Origin of the sequence: Methylosarcina fibrata AML-C10 (assembly GCF_000372865.1) — a bacterium.
Classification (GTDB): domain Bacteria; phylum Pseudomonadota; class Gammaproteobacteria; order Methylococcales; family Methylomonadaceae; genus Methylosarcina; species Methylosarcina fibrata.
On record NZ_KB889965.1, the window covers coordinates 2,520,569 to 2,535,401 of the forward strand.

Annotated in this window: 14 protein-coding genes; 7 read left to right on the top strand and 7 right to left on the bottom strand. The window is 53.6% G+C overall.

Going from position 1 to position 14,833, the window contains the following annotated elements; translation table 11 throughout:
- Together A3OW_RS0111865 and A3OW_RS0111870 are read right to left on the bottom strand one after the other, a co-directional pair.
- A complete protein-coding gene (locus tag A3OW_RS0111865) occupies positions 1-663 on the bottom strand; it encodes a gamma-glutamyl-gamma-aminobutyrate hydrolase family protein (RefSeq protein ID WP_026223529.1) in 663 nt (220 codons plus the stop codon).
- Positions 636-1,649 (bottom strand): amidoligase family protein, encoded by a 1,014-nt coding sequence (locus A3OW_RS0111870; RefSeq protein WP_026223530.1) that lies wholly within the window; start codon positions 1,647-1,649, stop codon positions 636-638. Before A3OW_RS0111870 ends, A3OW_RS0111865 begins: the two co-directional genes overlap by 28 nt.
- A gap of 625 nt (positions 1,650-2,274) precedes the next feature.
- Here A3OW_RS0111870 and A3OW_RS0111875 point away from each other — a divergent pair.
- The 3 genes from A3OW_RS0111875 (at position 2,275) to A3OW_RS0111885 (ending at position 4,764) form a co-directional block, all read left to right on the top strand.
- Positions 2,275-3,714, top strand: coding sequence for a PAS domain-containing sensor histidine kinase (locus A3OW_RS0111875; protein ID WP_020563660.1), 1,440 nt, complete (start codon positions 2,275-2,277; stop codon positions 3,712-3,714).
- Between the two features lie 252 nt (positions 3,715-3,966).
- Entirely contained in the window at positions 3,967-4,278 is a 312-nt protein-coding gene (locus A3OW_RS0111880) for a DUF962 domain-containing protein (RefSeq protein WP_020563661.1), read from the top strand.
- A gap of 96 nt (positions 4,279-4,374) precedes the next feature.
- A complete protein-coding gene (locus A3OW_RS0111885; protein WP_020563662.1) occupies positions 4,375-4,764 on the top strand; it encodes a group II truncated hemoglobin in 390 nt (129 codons plus the stop codon).
- A gap of 86 nt (positions 4,765-4,850) precedes the next feature.
- Here A3OW_RS0111885 and A3OW_RS0111890 read toward each other — a convergent pair whose 3' ends face one another.
- From A3OW_RS0111890 to A3OW_RS0111900, 3 genes are read right to left on the bottom strand one after another with little or no spacing between them, the layout of a single operon-like run.
- Complete coding sequence (locus A3OW_RS0111890; protein ID WP_020563663.1) at positions 4,851-6,110, bottom strand: sensor histidine kinase; 1,260 nt, start codon at positions 6,108-6,110, stop codon at positions 4,851-4,853.
- Entirely contained in the window at positions 6,094-6,783 is a 690-nt protein-coding gene (locus A3OW_RS0111895) for a response regulator transcription factor (protein WP_020563664.1), read from the bottom strand. Before A3OW_RS0111895 ends, A3OW_RS0111890 begins: the two co-directional genes overlap by 17 nt.
- Before the next feature lie 42 nt (positions 6,784-6,825).
- The gene (locus A3OW_RS0111900) at positions 6,826-7,290 is read right to left on the bottom strand and encodes a hypothetical protein (protein WP_020563665.1); all 465 of its coding nucleotides are present in this window, start codon (positions 7,288-7,290) and stop codon (positions 6,826-6,828) included.
- Positions 7,291-7,717: 427 nt separating this feature from the next.
- On the opposite strand from A3OW_RS0111900, the gene A3OW_RS0111905 reads away from it, so the two are divergent.
- Both A3OW_RS0111905 and A3OW_RS0111910 read left to right on the top strand, forming a co-directional pair.
- Positions 7,718-8,299: a cytochrome b/b6 domain-containing protein gene (locus tag A3OW_RS0111905; protein WP_020563666.1), complete on the top strand. Its 582-nt coding sequence runs from the start codon at positions 7,718-7,720 to the stop codon at positions 8,297-8,299.
- Between the two features lie 26 nt (positions 8,300-8,325).
- Positions 8,326-10,251 carry a heavy metal translocating P-type ATPase gene (locus tag A3OW_RS0111910; RefSeq protein ID WP_026223531.1) on the top strand — a complete coding sequence of 642 codons (1,926 nt, stop codon included), beginning with the start codon at positions 8,326-8,328 and terminating at the stop codon, positions 10,249-10,251.
- A gap of 193 nt (positions 10,252-10,444) precedes the next feature.
- Here the strand turns inward: A3OW_RS0111910 and A3OW_RS0111915 are convergent, their stop codons facing one another.
- Positions 10,445-11,323: a hypothetical protein gene (locus A3OW_RS0111915; protein WP_026223532.1), complete on the bottom strand. Its 879-nt coding sequence runs from the start codon at positions 11,321-11,323 to the stop codon at positions 10,445-10,447.
- A gap of 612 nt (positions 11,324-11,935) precedes the next feature.
- Here A3OW_RS0111915 and thiO point away from each other — a divergent pair.
- Positions 11,936-13,036 (top strand): glycine oxidase ThiO, encoded by a 1,101-nt coding sequence (gene thiO, locus A3OW_RS0111925; protein WP_020563670.1) that lies wholly within the window; start codon positions 11,936-11,938, stop codon positions 13,034-13,036.
- A 77-nt stretch (positions 13,037-13,113) separates the two neighbouring features.
- The gene (locus tag A3OW_RS0111930; RefSeq protein WP_020563671.1) at positions 13,114-14,145 is read left to right on the top strand and encodes a quinone-dependent dihydroorotate dehydrogenase; all 1,032 of its coding nucleotides are present in this window, start codon (positions 13,114-13,116) and stop codon (positions 14,143-14,145) included.
- An 8-nt stretch (positions 14,146-14,153) separates the two neighbouring features.
- Here the strand turns inward: A3OW_RS0111930 and A3OW_RS0111935 are convergent, their stop codons facing one another.
- Positions 14,154-14,798 carry a 2-hydroxychromene-2-carboxylate isomerase gene (locus A3OW_RS0111935; protein WP_020563672.1) on the bottom strand — a complete coding sequence of 215 codons (645 nt, stop codon included), beginning with the start codon at positions 14,796-14,798 and terminating at the stop codon, positions 14,154-14,156.
- Positions 14,799-14,833: the final 35 nt, after the last annotated feature.

The following is a 14,833-nucleotide window of genomic DNA, read 5'->3' on the forward strand; positions in this document are numbered from 1 at the left end:
TTATTCCTTATGTAAAAGCCATCTGAAAAGAGCAAATTGGGAAGGCAGATACAACAGATATTCCGGATGCCACTGAACGCCGAGAATCCGGCGTTCCCCGCAGGATTCCACCGCCTGGACAATCCTGTCAAGATCCCATCCCACCACCTTGAGCCCCGCGCCCGGCCTGTGGATGGCTTGATGATGCAGGCTGTTGACCCGAAATTTCCATTTTCCACAGATTCCGGCCAGTTGCGAATCCGCCTCCAGGCGCACGCGCTTGGTCGGCAGCAAGCCGGGCCGGTTGTGGGTATGCACTCGGAGCGAACGGATGTCCTGATAGAGGCTGCCGCCGAGCACGACGTTGATCAACTGAGCGCCGCGACAGATGCCCAAAAGGGGCAAGTTGTCCCGCAAGGCTTTGTTGATCCATTCAATTTCCAGGAGATCGCGGTCCGGATCCAGCTTGACCCTGGCGTTGAGATCGCCGTCGTAATGCTCCGGACTGATGTCGTTGCCGCCGCCGATGATCAAGGCATCCAGAGGCTCGCCGCTGGGCGGATGGCGAACGCTGATGCGTTCAGGCACAGCTCCGGCCAGACGCAAGGCCAGCGCGGTGCACCACCAACCGGGAGCCCACCGCCGGGCGTTTCCGGTTACACCCACTCGTTGCCTTTTAGCCATCGATCCATATACTCCACCCAATCGCTGCGGTTTACGCCGATCACAAGCCGGTCGGCATGTAAAAAATCCGCACCCAGCTTGTCAAGATCGGCCGGCCGATAAGCCAGTTGTTCCACGATCCACCATTTATTCCAGGCCTCCGACAGCGACCAGTTTTTCCGGTCGATCCGGCAATTCGGCAGACGGTAATGAAAGGCGGGACGGGGCTGCACCTTCGGATCGTTCACGACCCGATGCACGGCGATGCTGTCGATATGCGCCAGCATCGGCAATAAATCCAGGGCCCGGTTGCGACTCGGGTTGTATTCGAGATAATCGGCAACAATTTGTTCCATCGACGGTTTCGGCTGAGACAGCAATTTTTTCAGGTAGGCTTCCGGATAAAGATCGATGTATGGACTTATTTTGCGAGTAACGTCGACTTCATGCGCATCCACCAACCACCATTGCAGCAGGGCAAACGCCTTCAAATAAGAAAGCAGAGTTTCGGCATCCAGGCCGGGAATTTCGGTATTGACGTGCACGCCATAGGCCGCCAGAAGCGATTCCTCGGTGCCGACGGCGCCGGCGTTGCGCAAGGCCTCGACCATAGGCAGCAAGGCTTCGACGTCGGTAAAAACAATCGGCGGGCAGGCAATTTCGACAGGAACCAGAAGCATCGCTCCCTGAGCCAAAAAATCGACCCAGGCTTGATTCAGCAGGCCGGCCCAGTGTTCGTTCGGTTTGTCTTGTTCATTCTCTTCGGCCAACCGTTTCAGATAGCTCCAGTCGAGCTCCAGTTTGAAATCGCCCAGTTTCTCCTGATGGAAGATCCATTCTACCGCCGTTTTCTTTTTAAGTGTACCGCCGAGAGAGGTTTTGAGCACCTCGGCCGTTTGTTCCAGGCTTAAACCGGAAAACTCCAATTCGAACCCGACCCGCCTGGGGTGGCCGTCCTGTTTATGGGTAACGGGCGGAGACTTGAAACACACACCGGAACATGACATAGCACACTTTGCATCAATTGAATTCGGATTTTTTAAGCGTCTCCAAAATGGAAAAGCCAATATTGAATAATACGCCAAAGCCGCCCGATTTTACCTGCGGATAAATGGCGGCTTTCGAGTCTGCGATTCAGGCCGTTAAAAAACGGTGACTCATCTAAAGACTCCTGCCGGGATAAAAAAATCCCCCGGAGAAAAACGGAAAAGCGCCTCAACCGGGATTTCTCGCCGCACGAAAGCATAATAAAAACTCGTATGACCGGAAGCGGCTCGGGTCTAATCGCAGGATTTTAAGAGCGACGGTTTGAGCAACTCAAATTCCATTGGTCGAGCGGCATCGGCGCATGCAATTTTCTCTTTTAGTACTTCAGTACAATAGGTATCCTGTGCAAGTTTCGGTATATTTCGAATCAGCCAGGTTTATGGGTTAGCGTCAGAAAAATTCTGCCCCCGATTCAGTTGAACGGATGTCGGTTTTCATCCTTGGCGGCTCTTGAGTTCAATCGGTCGAAAGAAGCTGCTCAAGTAATAGGGATATAACTATAAAAATATTCCGGGCTTGGATCCGAGCTCCCTAACGTCAATCGCTACAACGAATACGCAAATACAATCATAGGAAGTCTGAATTATGTCGTATTTAGATAATTATCAAACGCTCGACAACCGCATGAGCGGCCGGCGGAAGCATGATCAGTTTTTCATGAAACTGGTGGAAACCATGAATATCGGAGTGGCGGTAACCGACTCCGAACGCAAGATCATCTATTCCAACAAAAATGTCGGGGTAATAACCGGCCATTCCGATAATAACCGGATCGGAATGGATTTGGCCGATTCGTTTGATTATTTAAATGGCGAGATTGTCAAAATCACCTATCAGGATTGTCTTAAAGACACCAAAGCCTCAGTGGAACTCTCCTGGCAGCAGCCGAATGGAAAACCCGTCAATGCCCGTATTTGCATAACCTCCTTCGATGCGCCAAGCCAGAAAAACCGGCTCTTTCTAGTAGCGATCACGGACATCACGGAGTTTAAAAATGCGCAAAGGGCCATCGTTCATTCAGAAAACAAATACAAAGCCGTAGTGGAAAACTCCCTGACCGGCCTGTTCATCGAACAAGACGATAAAATCGTCTTTGCCAACGAACGGTTGAGTGAAATGTTCGGTTTTGAAAAGGATCAATTGATCGGCACGGAAACCCATCGTTTTCTTCCACTCCGCGCCAAGGGATTTACCGAAGAAATCCAGACGCACCGGAAAGACGGCAAATCCATCTGGATTAAATTGAAAAGCCGTAGCATAACTTATCATGGCAAGCCCGCCGTTTTATGCAACATCATTGAAATTTCCAGAGAAAAAATGATGGAAAACCGTCTGCTCGACCTCGAACGCAAACTATGCGATCTATCCGATAGCCGGCATGCCGATCATCTGAATCAAAGAAAAAAAACCGCCGCAGACATTCATAACGGAGTCGGAAGAGCGCTGGCCACAGCCAAAAACCTGCTGGAAAAAGCGATGGCGTCCCGGACGGACGATCAGGATCTTCTGAAGGATTTGAATAAAATTAACGTCATTCTGCAAAATGCTTCGTCTGAAACCAGAAGAATTACGCGTCTCCTTCATCCGGCGTTGCTCGACGATTTGGGGTTGAAAGCAACCATTGTCTGGCACTGCCACCAGTACCAGGACCTTTATCCTTCGATAAAAATTTCTTTAGCCGTGACGATCGAGGAAAATAAACTGGCCGAGCCGCTGAAAACGGCGATTTATAGGATTCTACAGGAAGCTCTCAACAACATAGCCGAACATTTGGGCACGACCCGGATCAAGATTCATTTGTTCTCGGGCATGGGAAAGCTCAATCTGGTCATTAAAGACGACGGCTTGAGCCTTTCGTTTCTTACCGATGAGCTCCTCGCTCCGCACCGTTTCGGCCCAGGGCAAACCGACATAAAGGAAATAGCCCGAAAGACCGGAGGAAAATTCGCCACCGGCAAAAACATCGATAATCAGGGGCAATATCTCTGCTTTTCCTGGCCCATGGATTCTTCTCATCGCGGATGAGTTCGGGAAAGACCGGCCGCATAGGCCGGCTTTGCCGGAAAAAGGAGCCTGGTCAGGGACAAAAAACAGTGTTTCGCTTATCCTTCCGTTGAACGCTCCTTTGTTCAGATTATCGACCGTGCGTTCAAAAAAGGGAGAGAATGCCGCCAAGGCATGTGTTTTAATCCGAACCCAACGGGCTGTTAACTGTTGCGAGGATACAGGCCGGCTCTCCGTAACAAGGGCAGTGCGTCGAATCGAAGGAGTTCTCCCATGAGCAAACCCCAAAGTTACCGCACCTTCAATGAGTTTTATCCGTTTTACCTTGGCGAGCACACCCACCGGGTTTCCCGCCGGCTGCATTTCGCCGGCACCTCGATAGCTCTGGTTCTGCTCGTTGCGGCCGTCGCCGCTTCGATTTGGTGGCTGGCGGGTCTGGCCTTCCTTCAGGGCTACGCCCTTGCCTGGTGCGGGCATTTCTTTTTCGAGCACAACCGGCCCGCCACCTTCAGATATGCCTGGTTCAGTTTTCTTGCCGACTGGCGGATGTGGTGGGAAATTCTAACCGGCAAGATTCGCTTGTAAAACATCGAATCTTTTTGAAGGGGTAAAGAGCGCCTTGAATAATGCTGATGCCAACCCTACTATAACGGATTACCCTGACTTGAAGAGCACTATGCCATGACCTCTCTGACGCCTTACCGCCTGCTCGGCGGCGAACCGGCCCTGCGCTGCCTGGTCGACCGCTTTTATTTTTATATGGATATTCTGCCCGAGGCTCAAGGCATCCGCACCATGCACCAAGCCGATCTGGCCTCCGCCAGGGACAAGCTGTTCAAGTTTTTATCCGGCTGGCTGGGCGGCCCCAATTTGTTTATCGAAGAATTCGGCCATCCCATGTTGCGGGCCCGCCATTTGCCGTTTGCCATCGGCGAGGCGGAGCGCGACCAGTGGATGCTGTGCATGAACAAAGCGCTGGCGGAAATGACCATGGATTCCCAGTTGAGAACCACCATTCAAAACGCCTTGCAGCAGTTGGCGACGCACATGATTAATCGGGAGCCGGATTAAAACCCGCCAGCGCTGCGCCAAGCTTTGATAAATAAACCCTTGCGCTCTTCGGCGCCGTCCGGCCCGAGAGCCTGCCTTTCGATGCGTTATCCGAACCGCCATCGAACCAGGGTACCGGCCTGTTTCACGCTGTCCACGGTAAGCCGCCAGCGGTAATGCTCACAAATGCGTTTCGATATGGCCAGGCCCAAGCCGCAGCCCCGGCTCAAGGAACCGCGAAACCCTCGATCGAATATCCGCCCGAGGTCTTTCTCGTCGATTCCTTGTCCGGTGTCTTCCACCGCAAACTCGTGCTCGGTCAGACGGATCGTTATCGATCCTTCCCGGGTATAAAGAAACGCATTTTTTATCAAATTGCCCATCAACATCGATACGATCGGTCTGGGTGCCAGAACGGCGGGATGACCCTGTATTTCCTTGATCACCTTGACCTCGCCGGCCAATAAAACGCTATGGTCGTCGACGAGTTGCTCGACCAGGTCGGCCAGATCGGTTTTATCGGAGTCCTCATCGGCCGAAACCGGGGTTCTGGCCAGCGTCAATAGCGTATCCAGGCGATCGGCCATTTCCCTGGCCGCTCTGTGGATGCGCTCGACTCGCCGGGCGGTATCGGCACAGATGTCCGGCTTCGCCAACAATCCCTCGCTGGCCGCCATGATGACGGCCAACGGCGTTCTTAACTCATGGCTGGCGTTGCCGGTGAATTCTCTTTCCCGCTGAATCAGCGCCTGCAGGCGCCGGCTGTAGGCGTCGAATTCCAGCGCCAGAATGCCGACTTCGTCGTCGGTATAATCCTCGGCCAAATAGCCGCTGGCCTTTTCCGGATCCAGCAACTTGATCCGGGACGCCAGAGAGGTCACTGGTTCGATCACTTTTTTCGAAAACCAAAGACCGTACCAGATCGCCAGGCAAAGAATGATCAACACGGCGGTCAGCAGATACAGAATCAGGCTGTGCTCGAGCTCTTCGAAGTCGGTGTCGTCGTAAATCAGGGTATAACGCATCCGGTTTTGCGTCTTGATGGCGACATCGTAGCCGTGCTGGTTTCGCACCACGTCATGGATCCCGTCGCGGTAACGGGATAAGAACATCAATTCGGGATAAGGATTGCTGTCGTCGCCTTTGAACACCACCCAATTTTTCGAGCGCGTGAGAGTCAAATCGGGATCTTTTTCGGCTAGGTTGATGAAGTGATCCAGTTCCTCGGTCAGATAGGAGTCGAGAAACCGTCTTTCCAGCGATTGAAAGGAAATTTTCAGGAAAACCAGCATGAACAGGCCGAGCAACAGGCCCAGGACCGGATAGGTGACGAAGATCCGGAAGCGGATGTTATGACGGTAGGGCATTGTCCGCCTTCAATTGATAGCCGACGCCGCGGATGGTATGCAGCAACGGCGGAGTAAACGATTTGTCGATGGCCTGGCGCAGGTGATGGATATGAACGCGCAAGGCTTCACCGTCCGGCGGCGTATCGCCCCAGACGGCATATTCAAGATTCGGCCTCGTGACGACGCTGGGAGACTTTCTCATCAGCAATTCCAGAATCTGAAATTCAATCGCCGTCAGCTCGATGGGCATTCCGCCCCGTCTGACTTCGCGGGTATCCGGCTGAAGCTCCAGGTCGGCGACGCGCAACATCGCATGCTGATGGACCCCGCTGTGCCGGCGCACCAGAGCATTCAGCCTGAGTTTGAGTTCCTTGAGTGAAAACGGCTTGACCATATAATCGTCCGCGCCCTGCTCGAACCCGTCGATTCGGTCCGCCAGCGTATCACGGGCGGTCAGCATCAAAATGGGAACCCAGTTGCCTGCATCCTGACGCAGCCGTCGGCACAATTCCAGACCGTCGATGCCCGGCAGAGTCAGGTCCAGCACGATCGCTTCGTACGGGTTGACCACCGCCAAATGCAGGCCGGTGATACCGTCCGCAGCGGTATCGACAATGTCGCCCTGACTTTCCAGATAGTCCGTCAGCTCGAAAGAGAGATCCTTGTTGTCTTCAATGATGAGTAACCGCATAATCGCACCGGCAAAGCCGAACGCCGGCTCATTCCGTCCGGCTCAGGGTTCCTTGCCGACGATTTTACCTTCGCCGTCCACAGAGACATTCCACTCGCCGTCCGAAGAAGTCACGGTAAAATCGTATTCTTCGCCCGGCCCGTTCGGATTGACCACCAGTATCGCTTCCTTGATTTTGTAATCGTTGAAAGCGGCTTTCAAATTGTCGAAAGCGGCGGGTGGAACCATGCCGGAGGCATCGACCAGTACGCCGTTGACGTAAAAGGGACCGTTCGCGCGATACAGTTCGATCCGTTTCTCGTCGCCTTCTTTAAAATAAAGTTCGTAAAGATCCTGACCGAAATGTTTTTTCTTGCGCGCGGTTAAATCGACGATGTCCGGATGTTTTTTGGAAAACTGGGCCAATATTTTTTCGGGGATGGCGTCCTTATTGAGAATTTCGGCGTAAACCGATGAAGCGCCGAGCGCGGTGACCGCAAAAAATAAAGCTGACAAACAGTTGCGCATGATTCTATCCTTTATAAATTAAAGAGGTGAAGAAGAGGCTGCCGAGAGAATTTGATGATCCCGGACAGTTTGAGAAATTGTAAAATGACGACAAAGGTTGACATAAAAAGCACCGTTTCCGTTTATCTCGAACGAGCTTTCAAAAAGCCGCTGCAACCTGGTTTTTTCTCAAACAATGCAGTTCCAACGCCCCATTGATAACTCGCCCGCAAATCTTGCCTATATTAACTGCCCTCTTTCAATTTTTAAAGCCTGTCAGCTCCGGATACCTATTGCTCTTTCAATCGCTGCCGAGGTCCCGTTCCACTGTGCGAGCCGACCAGCCGGTGCGAAAATCCTCAGGAAAATGCATAAGACGGGCCTTTTTTCAGCTACATTTCATCTTAATTTTCTATCATGGCCTTTATTGTCAAATAAGGAGCTGATTATGCAGACAAAAAATTACATTAAAGTCTGGGACCTGCCCATCAGGATTTTCCACTGGCTGCTGGTCGCAGAATTTTTTACCGCTTATTTTACCGAGGATGACTTATTGCCGGTTCACGTCGGGGCCGGCTATCTGGTCATTGCCCTGCTGATCTTCCGATTGATCTGGGGTTTTGCCGGCAACCGCTACGCGCGCTTTTCCGGTTTTCTGTGCAGTCCGGCGCGCTCCATGGCCTATGTCAGGGATCTGATTTCGCGCAAGGCCAAACGGTACGTCGGCCACAATCCCGCCGGCGCCGCGATGATTCTGCTGTTGCTGCTCAGTCTGGCGCTGACCTGCGCCAGCGGACTGGCGGTTTATGGCGCCGATCAAGGCGCGGGGCCTCTGGCCTTTATCGGCGACCGACATGAAAAAATATGGGAAGAAGTTCACGAGTTTTTTGCCAATGTCACCCTGTCGCTAGTGGGCCTGCATGTGTTGGGCGTTCTGCTGGAAAGTTACCTGCATCGGGAAAATCTGCTCAACGCCATGTGGACAGGAAAGAAAAAACCCGACGATGAGCCGGATCTTCCCTCCAATTGAATGAAGACTTTATTGAAGCCGGGCACATGACCTCATCCAGAAGCGAACATCTTATCGCACTCCTGAGCATTGCCGGGATCGCGGCTTATCTGATCCTGCATTACGCGGTTGAAACCGGATTCGATGCCTATACGGTATCGCTGGATGCGTCCGTGAGTTCCGCCGCCGGCCGAATTGTCACGGGACAATGGCATTTCCAACTGCTGCCGGTGCAGTTACCGCTGATTGCGGTCCTGGTCCTCGGCGGAGTGCCCTTGATTTACCGGATTGCCGCCAAACTGCTTCGGGGAGATTTCGGCGCCGACCTGCTCGCCGCCCTGGCCATTGTCACGGCCGTGCTGTTGCATGAATTGCTGGCAGGAAGTCTGGTGGTGCTGATGCTGTCGGGCGGAGCGGTACTCGAATCGTATGCGGTGCGCAAGGCGTCTTCGGTGCTCGAAGCCCTGGCCCGGCGCATGCCTTCGATCGCGCACAGAAAATCGGGCGAAAACTTAAACGACGTCGGCACCGAACAAATCGGAATCGGCGATATTCTACTGATCCTGCCGCATGAAATCTGCCCGGTGGACGGCACGGTCCTGGAAGGATCCGGGACCATGGACGAATCCTACCTTACCGGCGAACCCTATTTGATGTCGAAAATTCCGGGCTCTTCGGTTCTTTCCGGCGCGATCAACGGGGATTCTGCATTAACCGTTCGCGCGGACAAGCTGGCGATCGATTCCCGTTACGCCAAAATTATGGAGGTCATGCACGCCTCCGAACAGGATCGTCCCCGAATCCGGCGTCTCGGCGATCAGTTGGGCGCGATTTATACGCCGCTGGCGGTCGCAGTCGCGGCAAGCGCCTGGTGGGCGAGCGGCGAGATCCTGCGTTTTTTGGCGGTGCTCGTCATCGCCACGCCCTGCCCCTTGCTGATCGGCATTCCGGTCGCCATCATCGGCTCGATTTCTCTGGCCGCCAAACGGGAAATCATCATCAAGAATCCGGCGGTACTGGAAAACCTGGCGTTGTGCCGAACCGCCATTTTCGACAAAACCGGGACGCTGACCTACGGACGTCCTTCCTTATCGGCTCTGATCCCTTCGCCTGGACATGACGAACGGGAAGTGCTGACTTTAGCCTCCAGCCTGGAGCGCTATTCCAAACATCCTCTGTCCGGAGCCATCATCAAGGCAGCCGACCAGACGGCCCTACCCGTTCTGGCTGTCGCCCACATCCGGGAATTGCCGGGCGAAGGTCTCCAAGGCGACGTCTCGGGACGGCACGTTCAGATCATCAGCCGCAAACAGTACGGAGAAAAACTCAACGGGGATCCGGGCTTACTGCCGCCGATTTCGGGCGGCCTGGAATGCCTCGTGCTGATCGATCGTCACTACGCGGCGACCTTGCAGTTCAGGGATGAAATCCGCACGGACAGCTCTTCCTTTATCACTCATTTGCAACCGAGTCACTTGTTCGAACGGGTCATGCTGGTCTCCGGAGACCGGGAATCGGAAGTCCGCTATCTCGCGGATGAGGTCGGCATCCGGCATGTGTTCTTCGGACAAAGTCCTGAACAAAAACTGGAACTGGTGCGCAAGGAAACAAAAGCGGCGAAAACGGTGTTTTTGGGCGACGGCATCAACGACGCGCCGGCCTTGACCGCGGCGACGATCGGCATCGCCTTCGGTCAGAACAGCGACATCACCTCGGAAGCGGCCGATGCGGTGATCATGGACAGCTCGCTGTTAAAGGTTGACGAACTGTTCCATATCGGCGAGCGCATGCGCAAAATCGCTCTGCAAAGCGCCGTGGGCGGCATGGCTTTCAGCATGATCGGCATGATCGCGGCCGGCTTCGGCTATCTGACGCCGGTCGCAGGCGCGCTTGCGCAGGAAGTCATCGATGTACTCGCAGTGTTGAATGCATTAAGAGCCGCGATTCCGCCCAAGTCGCTTTCGGATTTTTGATCGAAGCCTACTCTGTAACGAGCCGCCGCATTGATTGACCACGCCAGAGCCGAACGACACCGCCCTTCTGATCGTTCGGGATGAATTTCTTGGCTGACAAGAACTGCCGAAAAACTTCCGACAGTTTCTTAAAGGCATAAAAAAAGGAGGACCGAAGCCCTCCTTTTGTTGGACAGGAAACGAAGCGTTACGCTTAGAAGCCTATGCCGATGTATCCGCCGGCAGTATAGCCATCGGTGTTAACACCGTCGGAAGCACCGCCGGTCAAGTGATAACGAGCATCGACACCGATGAAGATGTCTTTCCACAATCTGTAGTCAGCACCGCCGCCGAACATCAGGCCTGGATTCAACACGGTAATGGATTCGGACGGTGGGCTGATGACATGCAAACCCAAACCGATAGGTATGATCCACGGTCTCAGTGGGCTGTCTTTCATGAATTTGATTTTGGGGGCAGCCGTTATGGTCAACTGGTTGACGGTAACACTCCGAGGCGTACCGGCAGCAACCAATCCGGTCGGGTCCTGAGCGATCGCGTTCCCTTGAACATGACCGCCGAATTCCTTGTATTCAAACATCAACTCAGCGAGCACTTGAGTATTGTCCATCATGCCCCAGACGTCGTCAGTCAAGCCGAAATCAAACCCTGCGCCGATATACCATGCGTCGGTATCCGACTGGTCCTGAGCGCCCACCGGAACAACATCGCTTTGAATGGAGACGCCGTTTCTGGCCTGATCAGAGTGAGCAAAACCGCCGCGGAAGAAAATGGTATTATCATGATGGTCCTGTGCTTTGACAGGAGCGGATTTGACCTGCTGCATCCATTCGTCCAGTTCCTGGACTTTTTGAGCATCGGCACTGGGCGCGCCTTGAGCCGCTCTCAGGCTGTTCAACTCAGCCTGCATGGCCTGCAATTGAGCTTCCAGGGCATCGACTTTGCTGCTCGTCGCTTCGGCAATACGCTCGGCTTTCGAATGTGCTAAAGCTTGCGGAGAAACCAAAGCGCCTGCCATTGTGAGTGTTGCTGCGGCAATAGCACAGCCCGTTTGAGTTTTTTTAAATGTCATTGATCCCCCCTCATGAGGTTGTTATTTTACAAAATTTAGCTTTTTAACAACAAAGCCTATTTCACGGAACTAATAGTAGCAGTAAAGCTGGATGAGTTCAAGTTTTTATTCCATTTTTCCCAAATAAGAATTTACTAAAATATCAATTGCTTACACAACTTCATTCACTTCAATTATTTCCTTGTGTAAAACTTACAACAAATTATTGCGTGTTTCCTACAGGGTTCAACCGATTTTATCGAGTCCGTTTTTTATCTGATTCGACCTTCGTTCGTCCTTCTCCGTTCAATCGAAGCCTTTCGCCAAAAAATGATAAATCGCCCAGACTGTCGGAAAGCTTTGGCCGCAGTTATCCCTCTTGCATTTTCAATTTAAAGCTTCGGTTTGGAACGGTTTCAGGCCAGAAATGCGCCTTACTCTAATAAATAAACTGATGATCCGCAAGAAAAAGAGAATGAAACCGGCCGATCATCCGCAAGGCCTCCGGCACGGCAGCGCAGGAAAAAAGCACAACGGACAGAAAATTTGGAGCAGTCATGGTAAATTATGGCGCAATGGGTCCAGCCGGAACCATTGCTAATTTGTCTATATCCCCTAACGCGATAGACCTTCATGACTTCAACTTCGGATATCACTCTTATCGGCGGCGGCATTATCGGCCTGATGACCGCACGAGAACTATTGGCGGCCGGAGCCTCCGTCACAATTCTGGAAAGAGGCCTGATCGGGCAGGAGTCGTCCTGGGCGGGCGGAGGCATCCTGCTGCCGCTTTATCCCTGGCGGCAAAGCGATGCGATCACGCGCCTGGTCGTCCAGAGCCTGCAACTTTATCCGGCCCTGGCTTCCCGGCTCAAAGCCGGCTCCGGCCTGGATCCGGAGTGGACTCCCTGCGGCCTGCTGATCACGAAAAATCCCGATGTCACCGCGGCCGTAAACTGGTGCAGAACCAACAACATCCGCCACGAACCGGCCGGCCCGCAATTTTTCGACCGCTTTGACACCGAACCGGACCATCCGCTCTGGTTGCCGGATATTGCCCAGGTGCGCAATCCCAGACTGGTGAAGTCGTTGAAACAGGATCTTCTTAACCAAGGAGCCGATATTCGGGAACATTGCGAAATCACCGGCCTCGTCCTTGTCGGCAACCGGATCACGGCGATAAAAACCGCTTCCGGCCACTTGCCGGTCCGTCAGCTTGTCCTCACGGCAGGCGCCTGGACAGGGCGGCTTTTCCGGCAGCTTATTCCCGAATTGAGCGCTGCGGCCCCGTCGATCGCGCCGGTCAAAGGACAGATGCTGCTGTTCGAAGCCCGGCCCGACACGCTGCCTTACATGGTTCTGGACGGCGATCAATATCTGATTCCGCGGCGCGACGGCCGGATTCTGGCGGGCAGCACGGTGGAGCGGGCGGACTTCGACAAAAACCCTTCGCCGGAAGCCCGGGAGCGGCTGCTTGAATTCGCCTTCCGCCTGATGCCGTCGCTCAAGCCATTTCCTCTGATCCACCACTGGGCAGGCGTCAGGCCCGGCACCGAACACGGCATTCCTTACATCGACCGGCATCCCGACATCGTCAATTTGAGCATCAATGCCGGACATTTCCGTAATGGCCTGGCGATGGGCCCGGCTTCGGCCCAGTTGATGGCCGATTTGATTTTGAACCGTCCGCCCAAAGTCGACCCGGAACCTTACCGGCTGAGCAGCCCGCATTAGCAGGATCGGGCCCCGGCCGTCCTGCTTCGCTCGAACTTGATGTTCTTCTAAACGATTATCCCCTTAATGCCGAATTCATGAATCCATATCCTCTGTTACGCCCTCTGTTATTCTCTCTCGATCCCGAAACTGCGCACGAGATCACACTCAATCTGCTGAAGGCGGCTCATCGCGCCGGTTTGTCCCGGCTGACCCATCCGGCCATCCAAGACAAACCGGTACGGGTCATGGGCCTGGAATTTAAAAATCCGGTCGGCCTGGCGGCCGGACTCGACAAGAACGGAAATTATATCGACGCTCTCGCCGGCCTGGGTTTCGGTTTCATTGAAATCGGCACGGTAACGCCCAGACCGCAGCCCGGCAACCCGAAACCGCGCCTGTTCCGGTTGCCCGAACACCAGGCCATCATCAACCGGATGGGTTTTAACAATCTCGGCATCGACCATTTATTGGCGCAAGTCGCCCGGAGCGCTTATTCCGGAGTTCTCGGCATCAACATCGGCAAGAATTTCGATACGCCGATCGAAAACGCCGTCAACGATTATCTCGTCGGTTTACGGAAAGCCTATCCGGCCGCCGGCTATATTACGATCAACATTTCCTCGCCGAACACGAAAAATTTGCGGCAGTTGCAACAAGGCGACGAAATTAAAACGCTGATTTCGGCATTGAAGGTAGCACAGCTTGAATTGCACCAGGAACACGGAAAATACGTGCCGCTGGTGTTGAAAATCGCGCCCGATCTGAGCCCCGAGGAAGTCCGCCATATCGCCCGGCTGTTGCTGGAATTTGCCGTCGACGGCGTCATCGCAACCAACACCACGATAGACCGCGACGCCGTGGCGGGCCATCCTCTGGCCGAGGAATCCGGCGGACTGAGCGGCGCGCCGGTAAAAGAAAAGTCGACCGCCGTCGTAAAAATGCTGGCGGACGAATTGCAAGGCCGCTGCCCGATCATTGCCGCAGGCGGCATTCTGTCGGCCGAGGACGCCCAGGAAAAACTGGCGGCGGGCGCCAGCCTGATCCAGGTCTACACCGGCCTGATTTACCGGGGACCGGCGCTGATCGCCGAGATCCTGGAACAGTCCGGCGCAGGGGCTTATCGGTAATTAAAGTTTTATCTTGTTTTCAATGGATGAGCAAAGGCATCGTCAATCAGATTAGGCACATCAATCCCGGACTGAGTAAAAATATCTCGCAATAACCATTCAAGTCGATCATTTCCCCAATAACGGGATCCCCGATATATAAAGAACGGTACGCCGAAGATGCCCTCTCGCTGACCACGAATGGCCCCCTTCATTACCCGGCGTTGAAAGAAGCTATCATCGGCACTTCGAATGATGGAATCCGGTTGCAGCCCGCATTGTTCGGCAACTCCGGCGAGAGTATCATCCTCACCGATATCCTTACCCTCCGAAAACCGTGCCATAAATGCAGCCAGGCCAAATTCGACAACACATCCTTGATCGAGGGCGTATAAAATGCTTGAGTGAGGGCGTATCCAGTCGGTATCGAAGGGTTTTGGCCATTGCAGATCAAGTCCGTAGGCATTCGCGAATCGATTAATATCTTCTGTTACATAAGCAGATTTGTTGGGATTCCCCATTGGATCGCCAGTAACTGACTTTGGTGGAAATAGTGGAACGTATTCGATAGCCATCGGTAAATTTGAGGCTATCTTGCTAAGCCTGTAAAAAGCCAGCCAGGCATAAGGACTGCGAAAACTGAAATAAAAGGTCAAGTGATTAGATGCGTGCATAAAGACTGTTTTCCGCTGAACGGGTATGAATGTTA

Excerpts from the sequence above, each read along its gene's own strand:
- A3OW_RS0111905 (WP_020563666.1), top strand. The coding sequence starts at position 7,718 with ATGCAGACAAAAAATTACATTAAAGTCTGGGACCTGCCCATCAGGATT.
- A3OW_RS0111885 (WP_020563662.1), top strand. The coding sequence starts at position 4,375 with ATGACCTCTCTGACGCCTTACCGCCTGCTCGGCGGCGAACCGGCCCTG.
- A3OW_RS0111910 (WP_026223531.1), top strand. The coding sequence starts at position 8,326 with ATGACCTCATCCAGAAGCGAACATCTTATCGCACTCCTGAGCATTGCC.
- A3OW_RS0111930 (WP_020563671.1), top strand. The coding sequence starts at position 13,114 with ATGAATCCATATCCTCTGTTACGCCCTCTGTTATTCTCTCTCGATCCC.
- A3OW_RS0111875 (WP_020563660.1), top strand. The coding sequence starts at position 2,275 with ATGTCGTATTTAGATAATTATCAAACGCTCGACAACCGCATGAGCGGC.
- A3OW_RS0111915 (WP_026223532.1), bottom strand. The coding sequence starts at position 11,323 with ATGACATTTAAAAAAACTCAAACGGGCTGTGCTATTGCCGCAGCAACA.
- A3OW_RS0111870 (WP_026223530.1), bottom strand. The coding sequence starts at position 1,649 with ATGTCATGTTCCGGTGTGTGTTTCAAGTCTCCGCCCGTTACCCATAAA.
- A3OW_RS0111865 (WP_026223529.1), bottom strand. The coding sequence starts at position 663 with ATGGCTAAAAGGCAACGAGTGGGTGTAACCGGAAACGCCCGGCGGTGG.
- A3OW_RS0111900 (WP_020563665.1), bottom strand. The coding sequence starts at position 7,290 with ATGCGCAACTGTTTGTCAGCTTTATTTTTTGCGGTCACCGCGCTCGGC.
- A3OW_RS0111880 (WP_020563661.1), top strand. The coding sequence starts at position 3,967 with ATGAGCAAACCCCAAAGTTACCGCACCTTCAATGAGTTTTATCCGTTT.
- thiO (WP_020563670.1), top strand. The coding sequence starts at position 11,936 with ATGACTTCAACTTCGGATATCACTCTTATCGGCGGCGGCATTATCGGC.
- A3OW_RS0111935 (WP_020563672.1), bottom strand. The coding sequence starts at position 14,798 with ATGCACGCATCTAATCACTTGACCTTTTATTTCAGTTTTCGCAGTCCT.
- A3OW_RS0111890 (WP_020563663.1), bottom strand. The coding sequence starts at position 6,110 with ATGCCCTACCGTCATAACATCCGCTTCCGGATCTTCGTCACCTATCCG.
- A3OW_RS0111895 (WP_020563664.1), bottom strand. The coding sequence starts at position 6,783 with ATGCGGTTACTCATCATTGAAGACAACAAGGATCTCTCTTTCGAGCTG.